The following is a 24,754-nucleotide window of genomic DNA, read 5'->3' as shown; positions in this document are numbered from 1 at the left end:
CGTGGCAAATCAAGCTGAAACACATGAAGGCGGCGATGCTATCGTCGCCTTCCGCGATGTGAGCAAGGTCTATCCGAACGGCACGGTTGCGCTGCGCGACGTGTCGTTTTCGATCCGCGCCGGATCGATCCACGCCATTTGCGGCGAGAACGGCGCTGGCAAATCCACGCTCATGAAAATCCTGTTCGGCATTGAAAATGCCACGGCGGGAGAAATCGTCGTGGATGGCCAGCATATCGCATCATGGTCGCCGGAAGATGCCGCCGCGAAGGGCATCGGCATGGTGCATCAGCATTTCTCACTGGTGCCGACATTGACCGTTACGGAAAACATCATTCTCGGCCATGAACCGGTAAAGGCCGGACTGATCGACCGCGTTGCCGCGCGCAAAATGGTCGATGAACTGATGCAGCAATATGACCTGCATGCCGACCCGGATGCGATCACGGGCACACTATCCGTCGCAGCCCAGCAGAAGGTCGAAATCCTGAAGGCGCTGGCGCGCCGCACACGCCTGCTGATCCTCGACGAACCGACTGCCGTTCTCTCTCCGCCGGAGATCGAGGAACTGATGCGACGGCTGAAAAGCCTGCGCGACGACGGCATCACCATTCTTTTCATTTCGCACAAGCTGAACGAAGTGCGCGAACTGGCGGAAAGCGTCACCGTGCTGCGCGCCGGTGCTGTAACCGGCACGGAAAAGCTTGCCGATGTGCCCGACGATGCCATCATGCAGATGGTGATGGGCCATGCCGTCGACATTCCAAAACGCGCCCACAAGACCGGCCCGACCAGAACCGTTCTCGCCATGAATGGCGTGACGACCAAGGCGCCCGATCCTGCCGACCGCATCAACGATATCAACCTCACCATTGGTGCAGGCGAAATCGTCGGCGTTGCGGGTGTGGATGGCAGCGGCCAGCGCGGCCTCGTCTCCGTCCTGTCCGGTCTGGCGGAAGCATCCAGCGGCACGATCAGTCTCAACGACGCAAACATGCTTCGCGCCGACACGGCCAGCTGGCGCAAAAAGGGCCTTGCCTATCTTCCTGCCGACCGTTTTTCGCAAGGCGGCGCGCCCGGCCTGTCGCTGGCGGAAAATGCCATCGCCGGAACCGACCGCAACTCCGATACGGATCGCGGACCCTTCCTGCGCTGGAATGCGATCAAGACGCGCGTACAGGATATGATCAAGCGCTATTCGGTGCGCGCGGGCGCGATTACGGAGCGGCTCGATTCCCTTTCCGGCGGCAATGCGCAAAAGCTGATTGCAGCGCGCGAGCTGGCAACCAATCCGAAATTTCTCATCGCCGATCAGCCGACGCGCGGCATCGACGTTTCGGCGGCAGCCTTCCTGCATCGCCGCATCGATGAAGTGGCGCAGGGCGGCTGCGCGGTGCTGCTGGTCAGCGCCGATCTCGATGAATTGCTGCGTCTCAGCGACCGTGTCGTTGTGCTTTTCAACGGGCGCATCGTTGCCCATCTTGAAAACGGGCCCGACATCACGCCCGCGACGCTCGGCCCCTATATGCTCGGAACCAAGGTGGCTGCCTGATGCGCAAAATTCTGGCTTCCCTCGTTCCGTTCTTCCTGACCGTGCTGGTCATTGCCGTCATTATGGCCGTGCTGCTGGTGCCGCTGGCGCTGATGCAGGATGACCCGGCGGCGATTCTGAAGACGTTTTTCCTCGGGCCCTTCGGCAGCATTCGCCATATGGGCAATATGGTGGAAGCGGCAACGCCGATCATGCTGACCGGCCTTGCCATCACGATCATGTTTCGCTCCGGCCTGTTCAATCTCGGTGCCGAAAGCGGCTTCTTTCTGGGCGCGCTCGGCGCGGTGACCGGTGCCGTGCTGATCCCGTCGCTCGGCTGGTTCTCGCTGCCTGTCGCCATTCTGTGCGGCGCGGTTGCGGGCAGCTTTGCCTGCACCATTCCGGCGGCTTTGCGCCTGCGCTACGGCGCATCGGAAATGGTGACCTCGCTGGTGTTGAACTATGCCTTCCTGTTCCTCGGCCTCTATGTGCTCAATTATGTCATCCGCGATCCGGCTGCGGGCGGTATGATGTCCTACAGAATTCCGCCCGAGGCCAAGCTCGACCGGCTGCTGGCGGGCACGCGCCTCAACAGCGGCTCGATCATCGCCATTCTGGCCTGTATCGCGGGCGGCATCTGGCTTTACTGGACGCGCTCCGGCCTTAATATCCGCATTGCGGGCTCCAGCCCCGGCTTCGCCAATCATCTCGGCCTACCGCTGAAACGTATCATCATGCGGGCGCAGATTGTCGGCGGTCTGGTGGCGGGCATGGCAGGGGCGCTCGAAGTGCTGGGCCTCCATGCGCGCTTTTCCTGGCTGGACCTGCCCGGCTATGGCTGGACCGGCCTTGTCGTCGCCATTCTGGCGCGGGAAAACCCGTTCATGCTCATCCCGGCTGCCCTGTTCCTCGGTTTCGTTCAGGTGGGCGGCGATCTTCTCGCCCGCAACATGAATATTCCGACCGAGGTGGTGGGACTGGTAACAGCGGCCATCATGGTGGGTGCCACGGCCAGCGTCATCCATAACCATCCGACCGTGCTGCGGCTGATCCGAAGCCTGCGCAATCGTGAAGGCGAACAAGCCGGAGTGCAGCCATGAGCACCGTTCTCGCACAAATTCTCGATCCGTCCTTCATCGGCACGATCCTGCGTGTGGCGACGCCGCTTCTGCTGGCAGCGCTTGGCGTGATGATTTCCGACCGCGCCGGTGTTCTGAACATCGGCATGGAAGGCATGATGCTTGCGGCGGCGCTCATCGCCGTTCTGGCCAGTGCCGCAACGGGAAGCCCGGCCATCGGCCTTTTGGCCGCGCTGATTGCAGGCGCGCTTCTCGGCTGGATCATGTCGGTTTCGGTCAACCGTCTCGGCACCGACCTCATCATGACCGGCATTGCGCTCAACATTGCGGCGGCGGCGGCAACCACGCTCGGCCTTTATCTGGCGACCGGCGACAAGGGCATGTCGGGCGCGCTGAAAAGCGGCGCATTGCCAAGCCTGCCGGTGCCTTTCATCGGCAATATTCATGTGCTGACCTTCGCCGCCCTTCTGGCCGTCCCCGCGGTCAGCCTGCTGATGATGCGCACCCGTTTCGGCCTGCATCTGCGCGCCACCGGCGTCGATCCCAAATCGGCGCGCGCCGCAGGCATTCAGGTCCGGCGCGTGCAGATGCAGGCGCTTGTCCTGTCCGGCCTCTTCGGCGGTGCGGCGGGCGCCTATCTTTCACTGGGCTATGTGACCTGGTTTGCCCAGAACATGACTGCCGGTCGCGGCTTTATCGCGATTGCAGCCGAAGTGATGGGACAGGGAACGGCATGGGGCACGCTTGTCGCGAGCCTTGTACTGGCGGCTGCGGAATCGCTTGCCATCACGCTGCAAAGTCTCGGACTGCCGTTCGAACTGATGCAGATGATCCCCTATCTCGTTCCGGTGGTCGTGCTGACGATCCATGCCGCCCGCAAGCAGCGGCGCGCACGGCAATTGAAGAACTCCTGACATGCATGAAAATGAGAAGAACATGAAGGCTTGGGAACTGACCCGCGATCTGCTGCGCGACACCAAACCCGTGGTGCGGACGGCGGAAGAACAGACATGGGATGCGAGCGCCGTCATGAAGGCGCAGGACGATCTCATGGCCATGTTCTGGAAAAGCAATGTGCCCGGATCGGCAGCACCCGAATGCCTGATGGCAGGCGCGCTGCAATCGCTCGAAAACAAGGGCTATGTGCTGGAACCCTATGCAGAGCTTCTCAGCGATGGGCTGGCAGCGCTTGAGCGCGGCGATTTCGAAACGCTCTACCGGATCGACATGCGCCTGCGCGTGCTGATGCGGGCAGCAACGCCCGACCCGAACCACATTTCGCAGAAGACAGTGCGATATGGGTCGTGGGAGGAGTTCGACGCCGCCGTCCAATGGCCGGATGATGTGCTCTACGCTGTGCATTCAGACGATTTCCGCGACCGCACCGCAGCCGCATGGATGGCGCAACTGGTGGGCGCAGCAGCTGGAACCGCACTGGAAGGCTATACGGCTGAAAACATCATGGAGGTTTTCGGCCCGATCCGCGATTATGTGCGTGAGCCCAACACCTATAATGACGATATCACCTTCGAAATCGCCTTTCTGGAAGCCTTTGGCGACAAGGGTTCCGCTGTCACCAGCCGCGACATTGCCGAGCGCTGGACTGCGCTGATCCCGCTTGGCTGGTCGGCGGAAGCCATCGCGCTTTCCAATATGCGCCGTGGCCTGACGCCGCCGGAAACCGGCACATCAGACAATCCATTCGATGAATGGATCGGCGCGCAGATGCGTGGCACCATTTGCGGCATGGTTGTGCCCGGTCGCGCCCGCGAAGCGGCACGGCTTGCATGGATGGACGCCGAAATCTCCCATGCCGGTAACGGCATTCTGGGCGAGGTGTTCAACGCCGTCATGGCCGCCCGCGCTTTTGCGGAGAGAGACACGCGCGAACTGCTTGTCTCAACGATTGGGCTGTTTTCAACCGAAACGGAATATGGCGCTGTTCTGGCCTTCGCGCTTGATGCCTGCCATTCCGCACGCAACTGGCAGGATGCATGGGCGAAATGCGATGCGGAATATGCCGAATATAACTGGATCCACGTCTATCCGAATGCGGCGGCTCAGGTTATCGCCTTGTGGTTCGGCGAAGGCGATTTCGACCGCACGCTCGAAATCGTGTGCGGCATTGGTCATGACGTCGACTGCAACGCCGCGCAGATCCTGAGCATGATCGCCATCCAGCACGGCTCCGGTATCATCGCGGAACGTTGGTCGAAGCCGCTTTTGGCCGACGACATCGTCACCTATATGCGCCGCCCGGCGAAAATCTCTTTCGAAGCACTTGTCGACCAGACGGTCGATGCAGCGCGCAACGCTCTTTAATTCCCCTATTAGGAACCCTAACATGGCCCGTAAAATCATTATCGATACCGATCCCGGTCAGGACGACGCCGTTGCCATTCTGCTGGCGCTCGCAAGCCCGGAGCTGGACATTCTCGGCATTACCGCTGTTGCGGGCAACGGCCCGCTGGCACGCACGGAAATCAATGCGCGCACCATCTGCGAAGTGGCGAAGAAGCCGGACACCAAGGTGTTTGCAGGTTCCATCCGCCCGCTGGTACGCCCGCTTGTGACGGCTGAAAACGTCCATGGCAAGACCGGTCTCGACGGCTATGATCTGCCCAAGCCGACCATGCCACTTCAGGCGCAGCACGGCGTCGATTTCATCATCGAAACGCTGATGAAAGAGGAACCGGGCACTGTCACGCTTTGCCCGCTTGGACCGCTGACCAACATCGCCTCCGCGCTGATCCGCGAACCGAAGATCGCCGAACGCGTCAAGGAAATCGTGCTGATGGGCGGCGGCTATTTCGAAGGCGGCAACATCACCCCTTCGGCGGAATTTAACATCTATGTCGATCCGCATGCCGCTGCAGTCGTGTTCAAATCCGGCATCCAGATCACCATGCTGCCGCTCGATGTGACGCACAAAGTGCTGACCACCGAAAAGCGTATCGCCGCCATTCGCGGCATCGGCACAAAAGTCGGCGAGGTGGTCGCAGCATGGCTCGAATTCTTCGAGCGCTATGACGAAGCCAAATACGGCACCGACGGCGGCCCGCTGCATGATCCGAACGTGATCGCCTATCTGTTGAAGCCTGAGCTTTATTCCGGTCGCCATTGCAATGTGGAAATCGAGATCAATTCGGAGCTGACCATCGGCGAAACCGTCGTCGACTGGTGGGAAGTGACCGACCGCCCGAAGAACGCGCTCTTCATCAAGGATGTCGACGCGGACGGTTTCTTCACGCTGCTGACGGAACGTCTGGCGACGCTCTGATCCTCGTCAAAACGAAAAAAGCCGCGCTGGTCCAGCCAGCGCGGCTTTCTGTATGACGACTGAAACTCAGGCGCTGGCGATCAGCGCTTCCACTTCGCGCGCGGTCGGTGCTGCCGCACCAGCACCTGCCCGCGTGACCGCAATCGCACCCGAGGCGGACGCGAAACGCACGCAATCATGCAGCGATTTTCCGTCCGCATAGGCGACCGCAAAGCCACCATTGAAACTGTCCCCGGCAGCGACCGTATCCACGACCTTGACCTTGAACGGCTCGAAATGCCGGACCTCATCCGCCGTGACCAGCAGCGCCCCACGGCTGCCGAGCTTGAGAATAACGGTCCTGGGGCCGCGTTCCAGAAGGTTGCGGCCCGCCGCTTCTGCCGAGGCCAGATCGGTTGGCTCAATGCCAGTGATTTCGGCGGCTTCCGTCTCGTTTGGTGAGATGATATCGCAAAGTGCGATCAGGTCCGCCATGCGGCTGGCATCGCCAACCGGCGCCGGATCGAACAGCACCTGACCGCCGGAAGCCCTTACCGCCCGTGCAACAGCCAGATTAACCTCATGCGGCACTTCGCGCTGCAAAAGGGTGATCTTCGCCTTGGCAATATCGGCAGCATAAGCGTCGATATCGGCTGCCGACCAATGCGCATTGGCACCCGCACAAACCGCAATCGTGTTCTGCCCGGCCTCGTCAACCTGAATGATCGCCATGCCCGTATCGACACCATCGGTCACACGCACGCCATCCGTATTGAGCCCGAATTCCTGCATCTGCTTGACGGCCAGATCACCGAAGGCATCATTGCCCACCGCGCCGACAAAACGCACATCGCCGCCAAGCTTGGCGACAGCCACAGCCTGATTGGCGCCCTTGCCGCCGAGACCGATGCCATAGCCCGATGCATTCACCGTCTGCCCCGGACGAGGCAGCGCCGCCATGCGGGCGCTGACATCCACATTCACACTGCCGAAAATAAAAATCTTCAACGGCTTCCTCCATAGAACTTTAGGGCACCATAGAGCATTTCCAGCAAAAGTGCGAAGCGGTTTTGCGTAGGATAATGCGCAAAAACAAATAGATAGAGCGAAGAAAACTTCCATGTCGGCAGTTCTGTCGTGCACAGACAGAAAAGCCGCGAGACGATCCCGCGGCTTTTCTTCAATCATGGCACAAGCGGCTTATTCGGCTTTCAGGAAATCGCCGACTTCCAGCAGCACGAATTCATTGTCGTCCACCTTGTCGAGCGAACGGCCAGCCGAGAACGGCAGATTGTTGTCGTTGCCGACGATGATATGGGTATCGTCTACGCGATCGACATTTTCGATGGTCAGGAAGGGCATGTCGTAAATGGCGTCATGACCGCCCTGACGGCGCTTGTTGTCCGGGTCGGCAATGGCCAGCAGGTCGATATAGCCGATCTTGCGCACTTCCTTGCCGACATTGCTGTCGTCGAAGGAAATCTTGTAAATGCGCTTCACCTTGGACGGCGCGTCGAAGCAATCGGCTTGCGGGTTCTTCGGATCAGCACAGGCCTTTTCCGCAACACCAACGCCGTTGTCACGTTCGATCACCAGACCCGTGCTGGCGTCCAGCATGTTGAAATCGCCAATTGCTTCGCCGCCATCGGCCAGAGGATAGAGCCACGAACGACCCGTCCATTTCTTGTCGGCCACGCTGAACTCGATGATACGCAGGCCGGTCTTGCCGCTTTCGGTCTTTTCCGGCGCGCCATCGACGAAAAGCGGGCCTTCGAGAAGACCATAAAGCTTCGAACCATCCTTCGACATGGCAAGGCCTTCGAAGCCACCCGAACGCTTCAGATTGTAGGTCGGAAGTTTGAGGCTCGGATTGGCAGGCAAAGCGAGCTTCGGATTGTCCGGCGAAACGACCGGCGTTTCACCCACCTGCGTCGCGAATACGTCGGTCAGTTTGCCTTCAGTATCGAATTTCAAAAGGAAGGGACCAAATTCCTCGCCCACCCAGAAACCATCCGCCACCGGCTGGATCGATTCCACGTCGAAATCGGCCCCGGTCAGATAGCGCTTTTCCGCGCCTTCCATGACAATCGGAAACGGCGCCTTCTTGTTCGGATCGGAGAGGAACAGGGTTTTTACCCGCTCGACCTTGCCATTGTCCCAGTCGAATTTCACATTGTGCAGCATCAGCATGGCATCGGGCGAGTTGAGCTTCGACCCAAAACCATTGTCCGACAGCGTCCAGAAGCTGCCGTCTTCCATGGTCTTGATGCCGGAAAAGCCCTGCACCGGCTGGCCGTCGAAAGGAAGCGAAAGGCCGGTTTTGCGCACGCCATCCTTGCCCTCGATCGTGCCGATGCCCTCGGCGCGTTTGCGGTCGGCGGTGGTGAATTTGCCGGAGGTCTTCAAATGGTCTGCCGCATCATCCGGTGCCGCGATAACCGTGTTGGCTGGCAGGATCGCGTGAGCCTTGAGCGTTGCCGGAAAGGCTTTTTCATCAGCCGAGGCCGGTGCGATGGTGAAAGCCAGCAGGCTAGCGAGAAGGGTCGAAGTGCCTAAAGAGCGATGCATGGAATGTCCCCGTTCCGATTGAGCAATGCGCATGGGTAAGCAAGCTTCGTGACACGTGCTTGACTGTCCAATGAAGCTTTGAAGACTTCCGTGCCGACGAGAGGAAAAACCAACTTCGTCAGTATGGAATATTTTTCCTCTATTCGGCGGGCAACTATGACGTTAATTTCCTGCGTCGCTGCATGAGGGAAAATATGACCGAAAATTCGTCCGTTCGCCGCAATATTCTTATCCTGACGATGGCACAGGCGCTCGGCGCGTCGAGCCCGCCCATCGTCATCTCGCTTGGCGGTCTTGTCGGGCAGAAATTGTCGTCTGATCCAGCCCTTGTCACCCTGCCCGTCAGCCTGTTCAATCTGGGGCTCGCGCTTGGCACATTGCCTGCCGCATTTTTCATGCGCCAACTCGGACGGCGCAATGCCTATATGCTCGGCGCACTTGTCGGCGTGGCGGCGGGGTTGATCGCAGCCGCAGGCATTTTCTCGGCATCGTTCCTGATCTTCTGCCTTGGCACGCTGACGGCGGGTCTCTACGCCGCCTATGTGCAAAGCTATCGCTTTGCCGCCGCAGACGCCGCCAGCGGCGACATGAAGGCCAAAGCAATTTCCTATGTGATGGTCGGCGGTCTTATCGCCGCAATCGTCGGCCCGCAATTGGTGATCTGGACGCGCGATACCATCCCCGACGCCATGTTCGCGGGCAGTTTTCTGAGCCAGGCGGTGCTTGGCCTCCTGGCATTGCCGGTGCTGTTCATGCTGCGCGCGCCCAAGGCCGTCAAAGCAGCCAATGCCAACAACGATACCGGCAGACCCCTGATTGAGATTCTGAAAATGCCACGCTTCATCCTGTCGGTGGCGGCTGGCGTCTGCTCCTATGCCCTGATGACCTTCGTGATGACGGCAGCACCTATCGCCATGGTCGGCCATGGCCATTCGGTGGACCACGCGGCGCTTGGCATTCAGTGGCACGTGCTGGCTATGTTTGGACCGAGCTTCTTCACCGGCAAACTGATCGCCCGCTATGGCAAGGAGAAGATCACCGCGCTCGGGCTTATCCTGATCGCCGGGGCCGCAGCCGTCGCGCTCGGCGGCTTCGATGTCGGCCATTTCTGGTTTGCACTGATCTTGCTTGGCATCGGCTGGAATTTCGGCTTCATCGGTGCCACCGCGATGGTCACCGACTGCCACACGCCCGCCGAACGCGGCAAGGCACAAGGCGCCAACGATTTCATCATGTTCGGAACGGTTGCCTGCGCGTCGTTCTTCGCGGGATCGCTGCTGCACGCTTCCGGTTGGGAAACCATCAACTGGCTGGTTTTCCCCGCTGTCGCGCTGGTGCTTGTGCCGCTGATCCTGCGCCTGAAACCCAAGGTCGTGACACAATAATCAGCTTGGCAAACAAGCACACTATCGTGACTTGGACTTAGTTTCGCCAGAAGCTATCTCTACTGAAATGCACCGATCCGATTCCGTCGGAACGGTGTTCTATTTTAATTTCCTAATCATTGATGGACGCCGCATACTCAAGTTTTTGAACGCCAGGCGAACCGCTGGAATGAGACTATGATCAACGATCTTACCGACGAAATGTTCTGGCTGTTCACCATCGGTGTCTGCATCCTGTTCTTCATCCGCCTGCTGTCGCCGCCCCCGGCAATGCGCAGCAAGACATCCGCGCAGACGCTTCCGCGCCCGCGTTGGCGTTCACGGCGCAGGGCTTTCCGCGAGCGCTGGATGGCGCGCAGCAAGGACGCGCAGCGTCCTAACGCATAAAGATCAGCGCCATGCCGACCACGGCAAAGGCGGCCCCGAGCCATGCGCCCGCTGCCGGGCGCTCGCCTGTTCGAAGCCAAAGCAGCGGCAATATGATGACGGGTGTTGTAGCCGAAATGGTCGAGACAATGCCCGCTTTCCCGCCCGACAAGGCAAAAAGCAGCAAGGTCATGCCGACGCCAAGCGACAGGAAGCCGGTCAGGGCCGTCATCGCTCCAACCCGCCAGTTGAGCGGATTGCGGGGCTTGACGGCTGCGAAGGGCAGCTGCATCAAAACCGACAGACAGGTGGCGGCAATACCGACGCGCAACATGGAGCCGACAAACGGGTCGATGCCCGTTTCCATCACCGGACGTGCGATGATCGAGCCGATGGCCTGACCAAGCGCCGACAAAAGCCCGAGGCCGACACCGGCCCACAGCGACCCTTTGATCGTTTCCCATGGATGCTGCTGATTGGCGCGCTTGCCAAAGAAGATCGCCAGCGAAACACCGAAAACCGTGATGACAATACCGAGCACGGCGGTCAGGGAAAGCGTTTCACCCAGCACCAGCCAGCCCAGCAATGCGGTCATTGGCGCATTCATGGCGAACAAAATGCCGGAGCGGCGGGGCCCAAGCCTGTTGAGCGTGATGAAAAGCAGGGTATCGCCCAGAAAAATGCCGATGAAACCTGAAAGCAGCAACGGCAGAACGACATCGCCGGTCAATTGCTGCCATTTTCCGGTGGCAATCACGTAGATGGCGAGCAGGCTCGTCACGAACACCTGGCGCACGCGATTGAAGGCAAGCGCGCCCAAATGACCGGCTGGCCAGGCGGAAATGAGACCCGTCAGTGCCCAGCACGTTGCTGCCCCCGCCGCAGCCAGCTCATAGATCGGCATGTTATTCCTGCAATTTTTAAGAACCCGGCGTTCGGTGCGTCAATCGCCTTCCGCTTTCTATCGGGGCAGGAAAATGCCGTCTATTTCATTCTCGTGAACTGGCTATCACCGAAATCGAACAATAAACGAAACAGCTCTATCGGTAACCCATGTTGCTCATAAGAGGCGCCTTGCTTTTAGATCGTTTCAGACCAGAAGTCGCAAATTGGCTGCTTTGGAACCAAGCGCCGGGTCATATACCCATGAAATAGTTTTCGGTTTGAGTGGTTTGTGATTCACTGTCTCCATTCATTTGAAGGCAATGATGGCTCGTTTTGATTTAACTGATTTCGAATGGTCCGCAATTGAACCGCTTCATCCGACCAAAGTGCATGGTAAGGCCCACGTTGACGCTCGACGTGTTTTGAACCGTATATTCTGGCGGCTGAGAACAGGTGCGCCATGGGCAGATATTCCAGCCCGCTCCGGTCTGTACGACTGTAAATCGCTTCAACAGATGGCGCCATTCAGGGCACCGGGCACGCATTCTCAACGCGATATTAGATGCTTACGACGGCGATATACAGTTGATCGACTGCTCGTCAATCCGCATCCTGAAGAGGTGAGACCTCAAAAAATAGATCCCGTGAATCGATTGCAGGTCGAACGGGTTGCTCCATGAAGCGTGCACAAGCCCTACCGCACGACCGGGATGGTGCATGGATCGAAGCTTTTGGTATTTTCATGGGAGTTTGGTTGCGGGGGCCAGCTTTCATCATTACTTGCGCACAAAGCAAGCAATGATGGTTGCAGGTTTGACGCAGGAGTTTTTCTCTAATCTATCAACGACAACTGGGGCAACCCAGCGATTGCCGTCCACCCCCCATGACGGACTGTTTGTGGCGCAAGCATAAAAATTTATTAGAATGCGCCTAAGGTCGCCATCATCACAAAGCCGAGCCTCTCGTGTCGCGGTGGGCGGCTGGAAATATGCGACTTCCCTTCCGGCATTGCAACTCGACAATCGATCAAGGAAGATACGGGAGAACGCCACTTTCGTGATGTGCACCCACTTGAAGGAGCTTCTCAAACCAGGTGATCGAGGGGTGGCGACCCAAGGCACGGTGGGTAAGGGTAGAGATTGTCATAGGTGGGGCAACGTATGGAGCCTCTCGCCAAGTCAACCTGAAAGTTTTTTCAGCAAAACGCGCAAAACGCAAAGGGACATAAGCAACCATGTCGGTCGTCGCAAGCAGGGGCGGCACCGCCAGTATGTGAGAGAGGGTGGCACCCACACGCCTCTCAAGGCCTTTGTCCCTCAGAAGGCCGTCAAGGTACTGAGGGTTGCTCGTGACATACGCTCGCTCAAGCCCACTCTGGTCGATGACGGCACTTGCCACGGCGGAATCGCGACGCGAAATGAGGATGTCTATATGCGGATACTTGCCGAGCGTCTCGAGGGACATTGCGTCGTCGGCCGCAGGGTGGTCCGCCCGAAACATCCAGACATTGGGATCGCTGAAGAGATCCGTCTTCACGAAACGGGCTGGCACCGTTCCAAATGCCCCGGCCGCCAGGTGGACCGCACCGCGGTCCAATTCTTCGACGATGTTCACATCGTTCATCGGCCGGATCCAAAGCCGGACACCTGGAGCGCTTTTTGCGACAGCCTGCAACAGTGACGGTATGATAGTGCTCGTCACATAGTCGGACGTCGCAATCACGATCTCGAAATCTGCTGTGGCGGGATCAAATGCTGGCTGGCCCACCGCCGCGTCTATCTGACGAAGTGCAGAGCCGAAGGCTCGCGACAGCTCCATCGCTCTCGGAGTCGGATGCATACCGTCCGGGCCTCGCAGGAAGAGCTGATCATCGAAAAGCAATCTCATCTTGTTGAGCGCATGGCTTACCGCAGACTGGCTAAGCCCAAGCCGTGCGCCTGCCTTTGTAACGTTCCCCTCCTCCGCCAAAGCGTCGAGCACCCTGATAAGATTGAGATCCATAGCGCGTCCTGCCTATCTCAAAACCGACTCAAGCTCTATTTCTCGTCAATATGAGAAACAGAGTAGAATGAATATAATGCATTTAACAAGTGCATTATATTCATTTCATTCATTAGCACTGAAAGCCTATCTCTTCGTCAGTTACGACACTCGACGGGAGACAGGGAAATGAACATGGCTGTCACAAACCTCCACGGAGGGGCAGAACAGATTAAAGGGAACGCGGATGAGGCGCTCACTGCTGCTTCCAAAAAAAAGCGGCGCAGAACCTTTCAGGCGCTCGCACGGAGCACCGTCATCGTCGCCGCGATCGGAATGGCAGTCGTCGTGCCGATGGGCTGGGGACATTGGGTCGCGGGCATGACCGACCAGTCTACAGACGACGCCTATCTCAAAGCCGATACCGCGTCTGTGGGGACAGAAGTTTCCGGCCGCGTGAGAAAGGTGCTGGTCGCCGACTTCCAGCATGTGAAAGCCGGAGAACTTCTCGCGCAGATCGATGATCGAGACTATCGTGCCCAGTTCGGCCGTGCCTACGCCACACGAAAGGCGGCCGCAGCGTCCGTTGCTATTCTTGAAAGCCAGATCAATCTGCAAGCCAGCGTCATAGCGCAGGCCGAAGCGAGCGTGAAGGCTGTCAAGGCGGACATGGAAAGGGCCGAAAGTGAGTATCTTCGGCAACAGGAGGCTTCGCGAATTGGCTGGTCGACAGCGCAAAAACGCGAAGCGGCAACTGCCGAAATGAAGCGCTATAGCGCTCAGGTCGAGGAACGGCAGACGGCAGTGGACGTCGAGAAGCAGAAAGTCGCTGTGCTTAGCGCGCAACTTTCGGAAGCTCAGGCCACATTGGACGCACAGCGTGCCGCCGTCGAACTTGCAAGGATCACCCTGGAACGGACATCGATCAGAGCACCTTTCGACGGCGTCGCAAGCGCCAGCAATGTGCGCCAAGGACAATATGTAAACGTTGGAACGAAGATCATATCCGTGGTTCCACTCCCACACCTCTACGTGATCGCCAATTTCAAGGAAACGCAACTTGGAAAGGTCAGCGTGGGCCAGCGCGTAACAATGACCGTCGATATGTTGCCCGGCAAATTGCTGCGGGGGCATGTTGCAAAGATCTCCCCAGCCAGCGGATCCGAGTTTGCCCTGCTTACGCCGGATAACGCCACCGGTAACTTCACAAAAGTCACACAGCGTGTGCCTGTCCGCATAGAACTCGATGACACAGGCGAAGTTGGCAAGTTCCTACGCCCTGGCATGTCGGTGGTGCCGACGATTCATAGCGACGAATTTGCCGGTAGAGAACAGGAGTGACAGACGATGACACTTCCCGCCATTCCGAGACCTTCGGCGTTTCTGCCTGGAGCCAGGTTACCGCCTTTGATTGCTGTATCGGCTGTCATGCTTGGTACATTCACGTCCATTCTGAATTCGAGGCTGACCGATATCGGCCTGGCAGACCTTCGCGGTGCTTTCGGGCTTGGCTTCGACGAGGCGTCGTGGCTGACAACCGCGTACATCACAGCTGAAGTGGCGGCGATTGCCGCGACAGTCTGGTTACGGACTCACCTCTCGCCGGCTATCGGCGTGATGGTCGGCGCTGCTCTGTTTTCGGTTTTCTCATTCCTTGCTCCGTTCAGCCCCTCACTGCCCATATTGTTGGCCCTGCAGGCATTGCGTGGTCTTGCCGCTGGAATGCTGATACCGATGACCTTCGCGGTCGTCATGCGCAACATCTCCCAGCAGCGACGCCTCTATGTCCTTTCCATCTACGCGCTGATTTCCGGCTTCACACCCAATTTGGCGATCTTCGCCGAAGCATGGATCATCGACCATCTCTCATGGGAGTATCTGTTCTGGGCCAACGTGATACCCGGCTCTCTGGCGGTCTTTGGCGCTTATTTCGCCAAGCAATGGGATACGGCAAAACTGCACCGGTTTCGCCGGCCGGACCTGTTCGGGCTTCTTACCTTGTCCCTCGGGCTGGCGTCCCTCGTCGCCGCGCTGGATCAAGGCAATCGCCTCGACTGGTACAATTCCGGTCTGATCACCGGCTTGAGCGGCGCGGCGGCGGTCTTGCTGCTTGCGTTCGTCGTGAACACCATACGACACCCGGTTCCGATGCTGGATCTACGGATTGTCCTTCAGAGAAATGCCGGGCTGGCCCTGTCGGTACTCTTCACGACGCGCTTTGCCACAATGGCGACAGCCTCCATAATCCCCCAGTTCCTCATACGCATCCAGGGCTACAGGTCCCTGGAGATCGGCAACTACTTTCTTCTGACCGGGTTGCCGCAACTTGTGCTCGCCCCTTTGGTAGCATGGCTTTGTTATCGGTTCGCGCCGCGTAATCTTATCGTATTCGGTGCGATGCTGTTCTCGGTAGGCGTGTCGCTGGCTGCCGTTCCAACACATGTCTGGAACGGCGATCAGTTTATGTCGTCCATGCTTATCCAAAGCATCGCAAGCCCGTTTCTGGCTGTTCCGGTCATGCTGATCATCACGGAAGACATCACCTTCCCGCAAATCCCCTGGATTGCGATGTGGGTTCATATCGTTCGAACTGTTGGAACCACAATCGCAACAGCGGCAATCACGACCTTCGTGCGCGTCGACGAGCAGGTGCGCTCGAACCTGCTTGGAACGCAGGTACAGCAAGGCGATCACGTTGTGCAAACATGGCTGGACACACTCGCCTCGTCCATGGGTTCGACGCTTGATGGCAAGGGACCCACCGCGGCAATGGGGCAGCTCGCAAAGCTTGTACAGCGTGAAGCCTATGTCCTCGCCTATGCCGACGCACTATCAGCTCTCGCGCTGATAACGCTCCTTGCTGCCATAGCGGGGATGCTGATGCGCCCGACAAAGGTGCCAGGCACGTTCTTCTGATGCCGTTTTGGGAGATATCGTAATGGGAATCATTATGGAGATCGACGCTCGCTCTGCGGACATGCGTGATATTGACTCGATCATCCGAGAAGAAGAAGATAACCACCCCATTGCTACCGCGGAGATTGCGAGCGACGAGCAGTTCGTCGTCGACAATGCTGTCGAGGACAGTCGTTCCATTCCTGGGGCGAGCGGCAGGCGTCTTTGAGCATCTGCTCCAATTCGTCCATGCCGTCGTCTGTCAGTGCGGTCACAGATTCGTCGTCTCCGGTGTACACGGAGATGATGCTGCCTTAGCTCAGATAATCATCGTTGGCGACGATTGCATGAAGAAGCTCCGGGTCCTCTTCGAGAATTTCGGCAACAAATTTAATCGTACGGACGTATGTGACTGTCGCCGTCAGGCGGCCTTTGCATCGATTGTGGTGATCGCCGACCAGTTCCACGGTTTTCTCCGATGCTCTTCACCACCCTCGACCGCGCCTGGCTCGTTGCACGTCGCGGTGGCGCGCTCGGCAACAGCTTTCGTGGAGAACGGCTATCCATCGCGAGGAGGGCGCGAGATCCGCTGGTGCCGATCGTCTCGACGATCTCATAGGTCTTGATGATGACTGATGGCGTCACCCAGCGCGTGCTCACCAGACGCTACGCAAGCTCGAACGCAACGGTATAGTGACGCGCAGGGTTCTGGATGGACGCGTGCTCGGCGTCGAATATGTGCTGTCACCGCTTGGGCACTCACTGCAGGAGTCGTTCTTGATCCTGCTCAACCGGACGCTTGAAAACATCAATGTAATTCAGGACTGACAATATAGCTATGATGCCCGTCAAGATCAGGCCGTAGGCTGAGCGCTGAGTGAAATATCAGCTTTCTGGCAAGGTATTCGAAAGATCGATGGGCGGCACGATCTTATTTACCTGCGAGCGCTGGATCGCACATTCATGGGCAAGAAAATCGACCAGCGCCCGCACCGATGGCAGCAGCCCGCGGCGGGTGGGAAAAACCGCGTGTACAATGCCTGCCACAGGTCGCCAGTCGGGAAGAACATGAATGAGCCGACCCGCTCTGATATCATCCCAAATAAAAATGGTCGGCAATTGTACCGCACCCGCGCCGGCAATTGCCGCATCGCGAAGCACCTTCATGTCATCGGTAATCAGGCGGGGCGAATGCGGAACGGTCGCGACTTGCCCGTCGGCGTGATGCAGCTCCCAGGCATAATCCCTGTGAGGCCGCTTCCAATCAAGGCTCGGCAGTCCCCTCAGATCGGCAGGCGTTTTTACGGAACCTGAAATCAGGCCGGGCGCGGAAACCAGGCACTGGCTGCTTTCATCGAGCCAGCGCATGACAAGATCAGTCGAATCAAGCGGCGGGAACCGTACCCGAATGGCCAGATCGATCCCTTCCGAAATGACGTCAACGCGGCGGTTCGTACTTTCCAGATGAATTTCGATGCCCGGATTCTGCATCATGAAACGCGAAATCAGCTCACCGAACTGAAACGACAGCAATGCCGTCGGACAGCTCATGCGTACAACACCGCGCGGCTCCGTCCTCACCCTGGCGATAACCTGTTCGGCAGCCTCAGCCTCGACAAGCATTGCCACGCAACGCTCGTAGAACTCGCGACCGATCTCCGTCACCGAAAATCGGCGAGAGGAACGGTTGAGAAGGCGCACGCCCAGACGTTCTTCCAGATGAAGAATACGACGGCTCAGTCTTGACTTCTGAATGCCAAGCGCACGCCCGGCTGGCGAGAAGCCACCATGGTCGACAACGGCCACAAAATAATAAAAATCGTTAAGGTCCTGCATCGTCCTTTTTGTAGGACGCTGCGTCGCTGTTTGCAATCTTTTTTCATCATCGTTGCGATGCTAGTCCTGCCTTCATCAAGCTCAACTGCAGCGTTGATGGAGGAAAAAATATGGGTAAGAAAGTCATTGGCCGCTACGGGAATGATCGGCAACATTGGGTCGGCGACGGTTTTCCCGTTCGCTCGCTTTTCTCCTATAATACCCTCGGCGCCCACATCAGCCCGTTCCTCCTGCTCGATTACGCCGGGCCATATGACTTTCAACCAACTACGCAGCGGCGTGGCGTCGGCAAGCATCCGCACCGCGGCTTCGAGACCGTCACCATCGTCTATGACGGCGAGGTCGAACATCACGATTCGGCAGGCAATGGCGGTATAATCGGGCCGGGTGACGTCCAGTGGATGACGGCGGCTGGCGGCATCATTCATGAGGAATACCATTCGGCCGCCTTCGCAAAGGCGGGAGGGACATTGCGCATGGTTCAGCTCTGGCTGAACCTGCCCGCCAAGGACAAGATGACATCGGGCGGCTATCAGAGCATCCTGAAGGCGGACATTCCCCAGGTCTCTTTGCCCGGAAACGCCGGGAAGGCACGGATCATAGCCGGTCAGTATCGCGCAATAAAAGGGCCGGCAAAAACCTTCACCCCCATCAACCTGTGGGACTTGACCCTCAAGACCGACGCAGTACTGACGCTCGATCTGCCCGAGAGACATACCGCGATGATCGTGGTGCTAAGCGGTCGCGTCGCCATCGATAACAACCATGAGGCAGGTGAAGCGGAGATGGTACTGCTCGATCCGGCAGGCCGCGAGGCTCGCATTCATAGCGATGGTGAAGCGCAGTTGTTGGTCCTGACGGGAGAGCCGATCGATGAACCCATCGTGGGCTACGGGCCGTTTGTTATGAACAACGAGGCTGAAATCAGACAGGCAATCGAAGACGTTGACAGCGGACGCTTCGGCATCGCCGCAGCATGATCGGGAGAGCCGGAAGCATACCGCATCCGGCTCCTCTTTCCTGTGGAAGGGTCCGCGCTCGCTCGTCCACTTGATCGAGGGCTTCGGCCCGCGCCAGCGCAAAATTCCAATCGATGAAAGAAACCTGCCAATGGCAAGCGAACAAATCCGCAATCCCCATACCGACCAGCTTCTCACGCCGCAAAACTCTGCCCTCATCGTCATCGACTACCAGCCGATACAGGTATCGTCGATCCGCTCGATGCCGCGCGACGAACTGGTCTTCAACATCACAAGCGTCGCCAAGGCGGCGGTCAACTACGATCTGCCGATCATCCATTCGACCGTCAATGTTGCAACCGGCCGCAACAAGCCGCCGATCGCCGAACTTCAGGACGTGCTCGGCCATCTGCCGACCTATGACCGTACCTCTATCAACAGCTGGGAGGATGTGGCGTTCAAACAGGCCGTCAAGGCCATTGGCCGCCGCAAACTCATCATGACCGCGTTGTGGACCGAGGCATGCCTAACCTTCCCCGCGCTCGATGCCATTCAGGAAGGTTATGAAGTCTATGTGCCGATCGATGCCGTCGGCGGCACTTCTCTTGCCGCCCATGAGGCAGCACTACGCCGCATCGAACAGGCTGGGGGAAAGCTGATCAGCCGCGTTCAGATGTATTGCGAACTCCAGCGCGACTGGGCACGCGAGGCGACGGTTCCGGGCTTCATGGGCGTGTTCGACAATTACGATGGTTTCAACGTCGAAAAAGCCGCCAAATAACCTTTAGCCGACAAGCAACAACCAAGATCCATGGCGATGGCGGCTCGGCTGCTGTCGCCGCATTTTGCAAGGAGAAAGCAAATGAGCGAGCTATTCATCGTCGTCGGGCTGAAGGCCAAGGCAGGCAAGGAAGACGAACTGCGTCGTGACCTGTCGGTCCTCGTCGAACCTTCTCGAAACGAGGAAGGTAATATCCGTTACGATCTGTTCGAGGATCAGAACGAACTGGGACGCTTTGTGTTCGTTGAGGAATGGGCATCCGTGGAAACCCGTAATCGACACCACGAGCATGGTCCGCATATTGCGGATTTTCATGCCAACGGGCGCAGCAATGTCGAAAAAACAGAGTTTGCACATATGCTCAAACGCGTTGTCTGACAGTTTTATCGCAGCGTAATCAGGCTGAACAAACTGGGACAAACGAAGGCTCTTCAGCAAGGCCACCTGTGTCGCGGCCAGTCTGGTTTGATTTCCAACTTCATCTCCCCCCTCCATAAAGGTAAATTTTCTTCAAGTGATTCAATCAGAAGCTCTTAGAGGATAGACTGGCTGAAGAACATCATCAGGGGGCCGATTTAAGATCTTGCGATCTGAAGATGCACGCGCCCAATCCGTTCGGTGTTCCCCGTTTAGCGACACAGTATTGCGTCAAAGCATACTATCGCGCCGCTTATTCAGATGACATCAATACCTCGGGCAACGTCTATTTGAGCGCGCGCCTGCCCGCATAACCTATCCGAACTAGAGCAGCGGCCAAGGACACACTCAGACCCTCTTTCCAGCAACTCCGCTTTCTGGGCCGTGTCCAGACTGTCGTGGGAAATGCTCGGAAGAACTCTCTTAAGAGACCGCCGCGCATGACCCTACCGCCACATTTTGATTAACTCACGGAACGTCTCTATGCCTCCATTCTACACCCCCGGCCTGCCGCTCAGCCGCCGCGATGCTCTGATCTCGGCCGCGGCACTTGCTGCGAGCTTCACATTACTGCCAGGCACCGCGCGTGCCACGGAACCTGTCACAATCAACACCCCAGAAGGAGAACTCACCATGGGCTTTGTCACGACCGACGACGACGTTCAGATTTTCTACAAGGACTGGGGCCCCAAGGACGCCCAGCCCATCGTTTTTCACCATGGCTGGCCGCTCAGTTCCGACGACTGGGATGCGCAGATGCTGTTCTTCCTGTCGAAGGGCTATCGCGTCGTCGCGCATGACCGGCGCGGGCATGGACGATCGGAACAGGTTGCCGAAGGGCACGACATCGACCATTACGCAGCCGACGCCTTTGCCGTAGCCAAAGCGCTGGACCTGAAGAACGCGGTTCACATCGGCCATTCGACTGGTGGCGGCGAAGTGGCGCGGTACGTCGCGCGACATGGCGAGCCTGCGGGCCGGGTGGCCAAGGCCGTCCTCGTTGCCGCCATTCCGCCGCTGATGCTGAAAACCGACGACAACCCCGAGGGCACACCGATGGAGGTCTTCGACGGCTTTCGGTCGGCACTGGCCAGCAACCGTGCACAGTTTTTCCGCGACGTTCCGTCAGGTCCTTTCTATGGCTTCAACCGCGAAGGCGCGACGGTCCATGAAGGCGTGATCCAGAACTGGTGGCGGCAAGGCATGATGGGGAGTGCCAAGGCACACTATGACGGTATCAAGGCCTTCTCGGAAACGGACCAGACCGAGGATTTGAAAGCAATCACCGTGCCGACGCTGGTGCTGCACGGCGAGGACGATCAAGTCGTCCCAATCGCCGCTGCGGCTTTGAAGGCAGTCAAATTGCTGCCGAATGGCTCATTGAAGACCTATCCCGGCTTCTCGCACGGCATGTTAACGGTCAACGCCGATGTGTTGAATGAGGATATTCTGGCGTTTGTCAGCGGATAACAAGGCTTTGGGACGGAATACCCAAGCCAGTATGCCGACCAAGTCGGACCATCGCATAGTTCACCTGTCACACGATGGTCCGGCATCCTGAGCTTTGGTTGCGGGGTTGGGACGCCTGCAATGGTACTCCTCGGCGGGGCGGTGTTCGGAGCGGCCTACGTGATGCTCACCAGCGTCTATCTTGTCTGGGGAGTGCGCACCTTGGCCGACCGCCCCACTACATGTTGGTTTGCACGCGGAACTGAGCCAGTTTTTCCACCGAGAAGTGAGCCACCTCTAAGTATGGTTTTCTGATCAGGGTTTAGTCAAGGGATTGGCGTTTTGTCCTCTCTTCTGTGCTGCGGCTGCCGAGCTGGCCTTGAAGCGGAAGCTGTCGTTCCCTGTTTCCAGGATATGGCAGCGATGGGTCAAACGATCGAGCAATGCGGTTGTCATCTTGGCGTCGCCGAAGACGGTTGCCCATTCGCTGAAGCTGAGGTTGGTGGTAATCACAACGCTCGTCCGTTCATAGAGCTTGCTCAGAAGGTGGAAGAGCAGTGCTCCCCCTGAGGCGCTGAACGGCAGGTATCCCAACTCGTCGAGGATGAGCAGATCAAGGCGGACCAAGGTCTCTGCGATCTGCCCCGCCTTGCCTTTAGCCTTCTCCTGCTCAAGCGCGTTGACCAATTCGATGGTCGAGAAGAATCGGACCTTTCGACGGTGATGCTCGATCGCCTGGATGCCGAGGGCGGTGGCGACATGTGTTTTTCCTGTGCCCGGTCCGCCGACAAGCACGATATTCTGCGCGCCGTCGATGAACTCGCATCTATGCAATTGGCGCACCGTCGCTTCGTTGATTTCGCTGGCGGCGAAGTCGTATCCGGAGAGGTCCTTGTAGGCTGGGAAGCGGGCAGCCTTCATGTGATAGGCGATGGACCGGACCTCGCGCTCGGCCATCTCGGCTTTCAGCAACTGGGACAGGATCGGCACGGCTGCATCAAAGGCTGGAGCACCTTGCTCGATCAGGTCACTGACGGCTTGGGACATGCCATACATCTTCAGGCTTCGCAGCATGATGACGACGGCGGCACTGGCTGGATCATGACGCATGGCGACCTCCAACGATCCGGACACGCAGGCCATCATAGCGTTCGACATTGGCCTTGGGTTCGCGCAGCAAAGTCAGTGCCTGTGGCGTATCGACGTCGGGACCGTCAGTCGTCTTATCGTCGATCAGCATATGCAGCAGGTTTAGCACATGCATTTTGGTTGCCACGCCTTGATCCAAAGCCAATTCCACAGCACTGATGACGGCCTGTTCGTTGTGATGAAGGACGAGGGCAAGAATATCGGCCATCTCACGATCACCACCAGGGCGGCGCAGCATCTGCTCCTGCAGCTGTCGAAAGGCCAGCGGCAATTCCAGGAAGGGTGCGCCATTGCGCAGTGCTCCAGGCTTGCGCTGGATGACCGCAAGGTAATGGCGCCAGTCGTAAATCGTCCTCGGCGGTTTGTCGTGGCTGCGTTCTATGATCCGCGGATGTTCGCAAAGGATATTGCCCTCGGCCGCAACGACCAGTCGCTCGGGATAAATCCTCAGGCTGACGGGCCGGTTCGCAAAAGACGCAGGCACGCTGTAACGATTGCGCTCGAAGGTGATCAGGCATGTCGGCGAGACGCGCTTGCTCTGCTCGACGAAGCCGTCAAACATGGCGGGGAGCGCCATCAATGCTGCCCGCTCATCAGCCCAAACATCCGCGATCGAGCCGGACAAGGTGCCATGCGCTGTCTCCCGCCACAGGTCCTGGCAATGCTGTTCCAGCCAGATATTCAATGCCCCCAAATCTGGAAAGTCGGGCATCTGTTGCCACAGCCGCGGTCGGGCATCCTGGACGTTCTTCTCGACCTGCCCCTTCTCCCAGCCCGCGGCGGGATTGCAGAACTCTGGCGCAAAGACGTAATGGTTCGTCATCGCAAGGAAACGGATGTTGACCTGTCGCTCCTTGCCGCGGCCCACACGATCGACCGCTGTCTTCATGTTATCGTAGATGCCACGACCAGGCACGCCGCCAAACACGCGGAAGCCGTGCCAATGGGCGTCAAACAGCATCTCATGCGTCTGCAACAGGTAGGCCCTGACAAAAAACGCGCGACTGTGCGATAGCTTGATATGCGCGACCTGAAGCTTCGTGCGCTCGCCGCCTATCACGGCATAGTCCTCACTCCAATCGAACTGGAATGCTTCGCCTGGTCGGAAAGACAGCGGAACGAATATGCCGCGGCCCGTCGTCTGCTGCTCACGTTGCCGATCAGCCCGCCAATCACGAGCGAATGCGGCGACCCGACCATAGGAGCCGGTAAAGCCGAGAACCACCAGATCGGAATGAAGCTGCTTCAGTGTTCGGCGCTGCTTGCGCGACTTTCCGGTCTCGGTCTTCAGCCAGGCCGCGAGTTTGTCGGCAAAAGGATCAAGCTTGCTCGGTCGTTCCGGTACCGTGAACGTCGGCTCTATCGTACCCGCGCTCAAATACTTCGCGATCGTGTTGCGCGACAGACCGGTGCGCCGGCTGATCTCGCGGATCGACTGCTTCTCTCGCAGCGCCATGCGCCGGATGATGTTTAAAAGTCCCATGTGGATCACTCCGCTGCCCCCGTCGCTCACCGCGTTGGGGGGAAGGTTCACATGGCTCAGTTCTCAATGGAAATTATCTGCCTAACTGGCTCAGTTCTGCGTGGAAACCAACACTTTGGTTCAAAGAGCAGTATCTACGCCCATTTATGGGTCGCTCCGTTGCCCGCGCCCGCTGGCTTCGTTCTTGACGCGCGAACAACGAGGCCGCAGATCTTAAGGTTCGAGGCGAGCCTTGATTGTCTCCATCTTCTCGATCTCGCTGCGCTGGGCTGCGATGATTTCTTCGCAAAGCGTCAGCAATTCAGCATCGCGCAGATCTGCTTCCCGACACATGAGGATCGCGCCCGAGTGGTGCGGGATCATCGAATCGATGAACTGCCCGTCACCGATCAGGGTTTGGCTGCGTGTGGCTGCGAACGAGGCGACTGTCAGGACGATGAACACGGCATAGAGAGCAACATTCAAACCCCGTCGAGGAAACATGCCGGGCATCGTTGCCAGCATGAAGATGCCCATCGGCGCCCACATGGTCACGGCCATGTAGAACATGTTGAGATTGTTTCGGAAGTCTTGAAATCCGTCGATCATTGAGAACATGACAACGTACATAACGATCAGACCGAGCGCCATGTTGATCCAGAACATCACATAGGGACGTCCTGCGCCGTGGTCGGCGTGTTCGTGCTTGCCGGTATGGGACGATTGGGTCATCTCGTGGCTCCTTGGTTTTCG

Annotated in this window: 23 protein-coding genes and 2 pseudogenes; 16 read left to right on the top strand and 9 right to left on the bottom strand. The window is 58.2% G+C overall.

Annotation, left to right across the window (positions count from 1 at the left end):
* The first annotated feature begins 1 nt into the window (after nt 1).
* The 5 genes from ABWW11_RS14955 to ABWW11_RS14935 are packed head-to-tail and all read left to right on the top strand — an operon-like array spanning nt 2 to nt 5,890.
* Nucleotides 2-1,552 carry an ABC transporter ATP-binding protein gene (locus tag ABWW11_RS14955; protein ID WP_124915910.1) on the top strand — a complete coding sequence of 517 codons (1,551 nt, stop codon included), beginning with the start codon at nt 2-4 and terminating at the stop codon, nt 1,550-1,552.
* Nucleotides 1,552-2,631, top strand: a complete 1,080-nt coding sequence (locus tag ABWW11_RS14950) for an ABC transporter permease (RefSeq protein ID WP_109367852.1) — start codon at nt 1,552-1,554, stop codon at nt 2,629-2,631. Before ABWW11_RS14955 ends, ABWW11_RS14950 begins: the two co-directional genes overlap by 1 nt.
* A complete protein-coding gene (locus ABWW11_RS14945) occupies nt 2,628-3,524 on the top strand; it encodes an ABC transporter permease (protein ID WP_109367853.1) in 897 nt (298 codons plus the stop codon). The genes ABWW11_RS14950 and ABWW11_RS14945 overlap by 4 nt, the downstream gene beginning before the upstream one ends.
* Before the next feature lie 22 nt (nt 3,525-3,546).
* Nucleotides 3,547-4,932 (top strand): ADP-ribosylglycohydrolase family protein, encoded by a 1,386-nt coding sequence (locus ABWW11_RS14940; protein WP_235859001.1) that lies wholly within the window; start codon nt 3,547-3,549, stop codon nt 4,930-4,932.
* A 22-nt stretch (nt 4,933-4,954) separates the two neighbouring features.
* The gene (locus ABWW11_RS14935) at nt 4,955-5,890 is read left to right on the top strand and encodes a nucleoside hydrolase (RefSeq protein WP_109367855.1); all 936 of its coding nucleotides are present in this window, start codon (nt 4,955-4,957) and stop codon (nt 5,888-5,890) included.
* A gap of 66 nt (nt 5,891-5,956) precedes the next feature.
* On the opposite strand, the gene rbsK is transcribed toward ABWW11_RS14935, so the two are convergent.
* A complete protein-coding gene (rbsK, locus tag ABWW11_RS14930) occupies nt 5,957-6,829 on the bottom strand; it encodes a ribokinase (protein ID WP_235942933.1) in 873 nt (290 codons plus the stop codon).
* A gap of 240 nt (nt 6,830-7,069) precedes the next feature.
* Nucleotides 7,070-8,437: an esterase-like activity of phytase family protein gene (locus tag ABWW11_RS14925; protein WP_283736243.1), complete on the bottom strand. Its 1,368-nt coding sequence runs from the start codon at nt 8,435-8,437 to the stop codon at nt 7,070-7,072.
* A gap of 194 nt (nt 8,438-8,631) precedes the next feature.
* Between ABWW11_RS14925 and ABWW11_RS14920 the strand changes: the two genes are divergently transcribed.
* Both ABWW11_RS14920 and ABWW11_RS14915 read left to right on the top strand, forming a co-directional pair.
* On the top strand, nt 8,632-9,822 hold the full coding sequence (locus tag ABWW11_RS14920) for an MFS transporter (protein ID WP_109367857.1): 1,191 nt from the start codon (nt 8,632-8,634) through the stop codon (nt 9,820-9,822).
* Nucleotides 9,823-9,999: 177 nt separating this feature from the next.
* The gene (locus tag ABWW11_RS14915) at nt 10,000-10,209 is read left to right on the top strand and encodes a hypothetical protein (RefSeq protein WP_109367858.1); all 210 of its coding nucleotides are present in this window, start codon (nt 10,000-10,002) and stop codon (nt 10,207-10,209) included.
* On the opposite strand, the gene ABWW11_RS14910 is transcribed toward ABWW11_RS14915, so the two are convergent.
* Complete coding sequence (locus ABWW11_RS14910; protein ID WP_121538888.1) at nt 10,199-11,092, bottom strand: DMT family transporter; 894 nt, start codon at nt 11,090-11,092, stop codon at nt 10,199-10,201. The genes ABWW11_RS14915 and ABWW11_RS14910 overlap by 11 nt on opposite strands.
* 304 nt (nt 11,093-11,396) lie before the next feature.
* On the opposite strand from ABWW11_RS14910, the pseudogene ABWW11_RS14905 reads away from it, so the two are divergent.
* A pseudogene (locus tag ABWW11_RS14905) lies at nt 11,397-11,685 on the top strand (transposase); the annotation flags it as partial.
* 414 nt (nt 11,686-12,099) lie between these two features.
* Here the strand turns inward: ABWW11_RS14905 and ABWW11_RS14900 are convergent.
* The gene (locus ABWW11_RS14900; RefSeq protein WP_151615523.1) at nt 12,100-13,074 is read right to left on the bottom strand and encodes a LysR family transcriptional regulator; all 975 of its coding nucleotides are present in this window, start codon (nt 13,072-13,074) and stop codon (nt 12,100-12,102) included.
* Between the two features lie 168 nt (nt 13,075-13,242).
* On the opposite strand from ABWW11_RS14900, the gene ABWW11_RS14895 reads away from it, so the two are divergent.
* Nucleotides 13,243-14,394, top strand: coding sequence for an HlyD family secretion protein (locus ABWW11_RS14895; RefSeq protein WP_151615522.1), 1,152 nt, complete (start codon nt 13,243-13,245; stop codon nt 14,392-14,394).
* Between the two features lie 6 nt (nt 14,395-14,400).
* On the top strand, nt 14,401-15,969 hold the full coding sequence (locus tag ABWW11_RS14890) for an MFS transporter (RefSeq protein ID WP_151615521.1): 1,569 nt from the start codon (nt 14,401-14,403) through the stop codon (nt 15,967-15,969).
* Between the two features lie 127 nt (nt 15,970-16,096).
* On the opposite strand, the pseudogene ABWW11_RS14885 reads toward ABWW11_RS14890, so the two are convergent.
* A pseudogene (locus tag ABWW11_RS14885) lies at nt 16,097-16,373 on the bottom strand (hypothetical protein); the annotation flags it as partial.
* 53 nt (nt 16,374-16,426) lie between these two features.
* Between ABWW11_RS14885 and ABWW11_RS14880 the strand changes: the two are divergent.
* Together ABWW11_RS14880 and ABWW11_RS14875 are read left to right on the top strand one after the other, a co-directional pair.
* The gene (locus tag ABWW11_RS14880; RefSeq protein ID WP_192799920.1) at nt 16,427-16,567 is read left to right on the top strand and encodes a hypothetical protein; all 141 of its coding nucleotides are present in this window, start codon (nt 16,427-16,429) and stop codon (nt 16,565-16,567) included.
* A gap of 74 nt (nt 16,568-16,641) precedes the next feature.
* Nucleotides 16,642-16,776 carry a hypothetical protein gene (locus ABWW11_RS14875; RefSeq protein WP_235916949.1) on the top strand — a complete coding sequence of 45 codons (135 nt, stop codon included), beginning with the start codon at nt 16,642-16,644 and terminating at the stop codon, nt 16,774-16,776.
* A gap of 57 nt (nt 16,777-16,833) precedes the next feature.
* Here the strand turns inward: ABWW11_RS14875 and ABWW11_RS14870 are convergent, their stop codons facing one another.
* Nucleotides 16,834-17,784, bottom strand: coding sequence for a LysR substrate-binding domain-containing protein (locus ABWW11_RS14870; protein WP_151615520.1), 951 nt, complete (start codon nt 17,782-17,784; stop codon nt 16,834-16,836).
* 110 nt (nt 17,785-17,894) lie between these two features.
* Between ABWW11_RS14870 and ABWW11_RS14865 the strand changes: the two genes are divergently transcribed.
* From ABWW11_RS14865 to ABWW11_RS14850, 4 genes are all read left to right on the top strand, one after another.
* The gene (locus ABWW11_RS14865) at nt 17,895-18,764 is read left to right on the top strand and encodes a pirin family protein (RefSeq protein WP_151615519.1); all 870 of its coding nucleotides are present in this window, start codon (nt 17,895-17,897) and stop codon (nt 18,762-18,764) included.
* A gap of 130 nt (nt 18,765-18,894) precedes the next feature.
* The gene (locus ABWW11_RS14860; RefSeq protein ID WP_210055956.1) at nt 18,895-19,524 is read left to right on the top strand and encodes a hydrolase; all 630 of its coding nucleotides are present in this window, start codon (nt 18,895-18,897) and stop codon (nt 19,522-19,524) included.
* A gap of 81 nt (nt 19,525-19,605) precedes the next feature.
* Nucleotides 19,606-19,902, top strand: a complete 297-nt coding sequence (locus ABWW11_RS14855) for a putative quinol monooxygenase (RefSeq protein WP_149148528.1) — start codon at nt 19,606-19,608, stop codon at nt 19,900-19,902.
* 672 nt (nt 19,903-20,574) lie between these two features.
* The gene (locus tag ABWW11_RS14850; RefSeq protein WP_233470230.1) at nt 20,575-21,411 is read left to right on the top strand and encodes an alpha/beta fold hydrolase; all 837 of its coding nucleotides are present in this window, start codon (nt 20,575-20,577) and stop codon (nt 21,409-21,411) included.
* Nucleotides 21,412-21,705: 294 nt separating this feature from the next.
* On the opposite strand, the gene istB is transcribed toward ABWW11_RS14850, so the two are convergent.
* From istB to ABWW11_RS14835, 3 genes are all read right to left on the bottom strand, one after another.
* Nucleotides 21,706-22,500, bottom strand: coding sequence for an IS21-like element helper ATPase IstB (gene istB / locus ABWW11_RS14845; protein ID WP_036589678.1), 795 nt, complete (start codon nt 22,498-22,500; stop codon nt 21,706-21,708).
* Nucleotides 22,490-24,022, bottom strand: a complete 1,533-nt coding sequence (istA, locus tag ABWW11_RS14840) for an IS21 family transposase (protein WP_032963552.1) — start codon at nt 24,020-24,022, stop codon at nt 22,490-22,492. The genes istB and istA overlap by 11 nt, the downstream gene beginning before the upstream one ends.
* Nucleotides 24,023-24,235: 213 nt before the next feature.
* Entirely contained in the window at nt 24,236-24,733 is a 498-nt protein-coding gene (locus ABWW11_RS14835) for a DUF305 domain-containing protein (RefSeq protein WP_100653034.1), read from the bottom strand.
* Nucleotides 24,734-24,754 lie beyond the last annotated feature (21 nt).

The sequence above is a fragment of the Brucella sp. NBRC 113783 genome (assembly GCF_040372265.1).
GTDB lineage: Bacteria > Pseudomonadota > Alphaproteobacteria > Rhizobiales > Rhizobiaceae > Brucella > Brucella teleogrylli.
Note: the sequence above shows the minus strand (reverse complement) of the source record. Positions and strands in the feature narration are given on the sequence as shown.

Excerpts from the sequence above, each read along its gene's own strand:
- rbsK (WP_235942933.1), bottom strand. The coding sequence starts at position 6,829 with ATGGCGGCGCTGCCTCGTCCGGGGCAGACGGTGAATGCATCGGGCTAT.
- ABWW11_RS14950 (WP_109367852.1), top strand. The coding sequence starts at position 1,552 with ATGCGCAAAATTCTGGCTTCCCTCGTTCCGTTCTTCCTGACCGTGCTG.
- ABWW11_RS14910 (WP_121538888.1), bottom strand. The coding sequence starts at position 11,092 with ATGCCGATCTATGAGCTGGCTGCGGCGGGGGCAGCAACGTGCTGGGCA.
- ABWW11_RS14880 (WP_192799920.1), top strand. The coding sequence starts at position 16,427 with ATGCTCTTCACCACCCTCGACCGCGCCTGGCTCGTTGCACGTCGCGGT.
- ABWW11_RS14870 (WP_151615520.1), bottom strand. The coding sequence starts at position 17,784 with ATGCAGGACCTTAACGATTTTTATTATTTTGTGGCCGTTGTCGACCAT.
- ABWW11_RS14935 (WP_109367855.1), top strand. The coding sequence starts at position 4,955 with ATGGCCCGTAAAATCATTATCGATACCGATCCCGGTCAGGACGACGCC.
- ABWW11_RS14920 (WP_109367857.1), top strand. The coding sequence starts at position 8,632 with ATGACCGAAAATTCGTCCGTTCGCCGCAATATTCTTATCCTGACGATG.
- ABWW11_RS14945 (WP_109367853.1), top strand. The coding sequence starts at position 2,628 with ATGAGCACCGTTCTCGCACAAATTCTCGATCCGTCCTTCATCGGCACG.
- ABWW11_RS14855 (WP_149148528.1), top strand. The coding sequence starts at position 19,606 with ATGAGCGAGCTATTCATCGTCGTCGGGCTGAAGGCCAAGGCAGGCAAG.
- ABWW11_RS14925 (WP_283736243.1), bottom strand. The coding sequence starts at position 8,437 with ATGCATCGCTCTTTAGGCACTTCGACCCTTCTCGCTAGCCTGCTGGCT.
- istB (WP_036589678.1), bottom strand. The coding sequence starts at position 22,500 with ATGCGTCATGATCCAGCCAGTGCCGCCGTCGTCATCATGCTGCGAAGC.
- ABWW11_RS14865 (WP_151615519.1), top strand. The coding sequence starts at position 17,895 with ATGGGTAAGAAAGTCATTGGCCGCTACGGGAATGATCGGCAACATTGG.
- ABWW11_RS14895 (WP_151615522.1), top strand. The coding sequence starts at position 13,243 with ATGAACATGGCTGTCACAAACCTCCACGGAGGGGCAGAACAGATTAAA.
- ABWW11_RS14860 (WP_210055956.1), top strand. The coding sequence starts at position 18,895 with ATGGCAAGCGAACAAATCCGCAATCCCCATACCGACCAGCTTCTCACG.
- ABWW11_RS14940 (WP_235859001.1), top strand. The coding sequence starts at position 3,547 with ATGAAGGCTTGGGAACTGACCCGCGATCTGCTGCGCGACACCAAACCC.
- ABWW11_RS14890 (WP_151615521.1), top strand. The coding sequence starts at position 14,401 with ATGACACTTCCCGCCATTCCGAGACCTTCGGCGTTTCTGCCTGGAGCC.
- ABWW11_RS14850 (WP_233470230.1), top strand. The coding sequence starts at position 20,575 with ATGGGCTTTGTCACGACCGACGACGACGTTCAGATTTTCTACAAGGAC.
- istA (WP_032963552.1), bottom strand. The coding sequence starts at position 24,022 with ATGGGACTTTTAAACATCATCCGGCGCATGGCGCTGCGAGAGAAGCAG.
- ABWW11_RS14915 (WP_109367858.1), top strand. The coding sequence starts at position 10,000 with ATGATCAACGATCTTACCGACGAAATGTTCTGGCTGTTCACCATCGGT.
- ABWW11_RS14835 (WP_100653034.1), bottom strand. The coding sequence starts at position 24,733 with ATGACCCAATCGTCCCATACCGGCAAGCACGAACACGCCGACCACGGC.
- ABWW11_RS14900 (WP_151615523.1), bottom strand. The coding sequence starts at position 13,074 with ATGGATCTCAATCTTATCAGGGTGCTCGACGCTTTGGCGGAGGAGGGG.